The sequence below is a fragment of the Streptomyces sp. NPDC050448 genome, assembly GCF_040655295.1.
In the GTDB taxonomy this organism is placed as follows: Bacteria; Actinomycetota; Actinomycetes; order Streptomycetales; family Streptomycetaceae; genus Streptomyces.
The window spans coordinates 1-2129 of the sequence record NZ_JBFAJR010000066.1 but is presented as its reverse complement, the minus strand read 5'-3'; the positions used below and the strand labels follow the sequence as shown (position 1 = coordinate 2129).

Below are 2129 nucleotides of genomic sequence, written 5' to 3'. Positions count from 1 at the left end.
GCGCGATCGACACGATCGCGCCCCGGACCGACGGGACAGCGGACAGCGCCGGGGTCAGCCGGCCACCGAGGACCGCTCGCCGGTCGACCCGCTCCCGGGCGAGGGCCCATTCCTGCCGCAGGCGCGGCGACCTGCGTCCTGGTCCGGCGTCGCCGTGGCGCGTTTTGCGGCCCCCCGGAGCGGGGGCGAGCGCGGGACATCGCCGGCGCCCGGGCCCAGATGTCGGCGTACACACGAACGTGGCTCTGGCAAGATTTTCGTAGCCGGAGATCATCTCGGTGACACGGTCCGAAGGTGACCTTCGCCGAGCAGGTGCCGGGCTTGACCGTGCGCTACCAGCGGTGCACCCCGCTCCTGCACGGCTTGGTGGAGGCCGTAGGGATGGTGCCGGCCGGCCGGGGCGGTGCCCGGATGCTGCGGATCCTGAACGTCACGCTCTCGCGGTGCACCGTCCTGTCCCAGCTGATGCGGATGCCGCTTCCGCCAGTGGTCGCTCCACGAGTGCTGGGGGTGGTCGACTTCGCGCTCTACGGCGACACTTACGGCCCCCTGCTGGTCGACGCCACCAGTCGGCTCCCGCTCGCACTCTGGGAAGGACGCGACGCCGAACAGCTCGGCCAATGGCTCCGCGAGCACCCCGGTGTCGAGGTCGCCTGCCGCGACGGATCCCTCACCTACCGGCAGGGAATCACCACCGGCGCCCCGGACACCGTGCAGGTCAGTGACCGCTTTCACCTCTGGCAGGGACTCTCCCGCCGCGTCCAGGACATCGCCTCCACCCACCCGCGGCTGCCTGCTCGCAACACTGCCCCCGGTCAGCGAGACCCATCCCGCACCGGTCGAGGAAGCCGCTGAGAACACCGCGGCCGACACCCGGGCCGGGCAGCATGCCCGCCGGCTCTAGAGCTTCTGGTCGGCATCGATCCTCTCCTGCAGCCGCTCGGACTCACGGCGGTCACCACCGTTCAATTGGGATAGACCGCCTTCGGACACGGGCGCACCCAGATCCTGGAGCCCGGGCTGATCTGAAGGCAGTCGGTCCCGAGCACGCGCGGCCGAGGACTGCCCGCCCGCGTCGTCGCCCTCCATCCCTCTCCCTTCCGGTCGTCCGGCCGTCCCTGTTGTAAGTGCGCCACTCTGGGACACCCCACGGATCTTCTCGAGATTTTCCGGAGGCCATGTGGGCCTCGAATCAATCCGTGGGGTACGTGGCTAGGCGCGACGTAGAAGCTGGCGTCCGACACTCATGAGACGGGTGGGTGACCGCGAGGTCCTGGCCGTGATCCGGTGGCGTGATAGTCGATCACGGAAGGTGCGGGCACAAAGGGTTCCTCTCCGCGTGAGGGGTGGGCACCTCTCACGCGGAGACGTGTGGCCTCGGCCTTGGGGCCTTACAGCGGGCTAATCACTCTGGTGGCGGCCTTCATTCGCCGAAGGACAGAGGCCTACGGGAGGCCCGGCCAGTTGCCGGCGATCGGCTTCGGGTAGCCCTGATCGACCTTGTCTCCGGCCATGTCGTAGCGCACGTACTGGGAGCCGCGGAAGAAATACGCCTTGCCGTTGTTCCACACCACGGCGGCGTCGACCCGAGACGGGAACACTCCGGGCCAGTGGGCGGCGATCGGCTTGGGGTAGCCCGGATCGACCTTGTCGGCGGCGACGTCATAGCGGTAGTACGTACTGCCGTCGAAGAAGTACGCCTTGCCGTTGTTCCAGCACCGGTGCTGTAACCATCTGCTCGGACACCTCCTCGGTGAATGCACTCGTGGTTGCCTGCGTTGCGGATCGCATCCGCGGCCGGTCGTTCGCCAGGTTGCCCGCCTCGTCCGGCCCGTCTGGCCAAGGACGAGGTCGTCGCTGCTGGAGCGGCGTGGCCGAACTCGTGCACCAGGGTTGAGACCAGACTCCGTTTACCGGTCGTCCTGTGCCCCAGCCCGTGGAGCAGCGCCAGACCCTGTGTGCCTCCAACACCTGCCAGCCCAGGATCTTGGCGGTTGATGAGGTATCCCCAGATAAGGGGATACCTCATCAACTCACTAGTGTGATGCGCCGGAAATCTCAGGGTTAAGTCTGTAGCCTGTTGTTATGTCGCCGGGTCCTCGTGCCGTTGAAGTCCGCCTGTCCGATGA

General features: G+C 67.7%; 2 protein-coding genes. One reads left to right on the top strand and one right to left on the bottom strand.

The genetic code is table 11. The features are described 5' to 3' along the window. Positions 1-294 precede the first annotated feature (294 nt). Positions 295-855 (top strand): transposase, encoded by a 561-nt coding sequence (locus AB0I68_RS37270; protein ID WP_363181868.1) that lies wholly within the window; start codon positions 295-297, stop codon positions 853-855. A gap of 590 nt (positions 856-1445) precedes the next feature. Here AB0I68_RS37270 and AB0I68_RS37265 read toward each other — a convergent pair. Next, positions 1446-1763, bottom strand: a complete 318-nt coding sequence (locus AB0I68_RS37265; protein WP_363181867.1) for a hemopexin repeat-containing protein — start codon at positions 1761-1763, stop codon at positions 1446-1448. Between the last annotated feature and the right edge of the window lie 366 nt (positions 1764-2129).